This is a genomic window from Acetomicrobium sp. S15 = DSM 107314, from assembly GCF_016125955.1.
GTDB lineage: Bacteria > Synergistota > Synergistia > Synergistales > Thermosynergistaceae > Thermosynergistes > Thermosynergistes pyruvativorans.
The window spans coordinates 1-269 of the sequence record NZ_JADEVE010000097.1 but is presented as its reverse complement, the minus strand read 5'-3'; the positions used below and the strand labels follow the sequence as shown (position 1 = coordinate 269).

At 63.9% G+C, this 269-nt stretch carries 1 protein-coding gene; it reads left to right on the top strand.

The annotated features are described in order from the left end of the window. On the top strand, positions 1 to 269 hold a 269-nt coding region (locus EZM41_RS02815; RefSeq protein ID WP_198469294.1), incomplete at both ends, for a glycosyltransferase.

The following is a 269-nucleotide window of genomic DNA, read 5'->3' as shown; positions in this document are numbered from 1 at the left end:
GGATAGCGGCGGTGGCCAGGCGCAATGGTTACGACCTGATACACGCCCACTCCCGCGTCCCGGCCTGGGTTGCCCTGTTGGCCTCGAAGATGGCCGGCGTGCCCTTCGTCGTGACGCTCCACGTGAGGTTCGGCAACCGCCGTGTGCGTTCCGTGGGCGAGCTCCTTCAGAATCAGATCCGCATAGGTTTGCTCCGCATGGAGCGAATAGCGAAAGACAGGATGACCACGGTGCCAGATCTCTCGACTGCGACGGCGCGAGACCTCGTG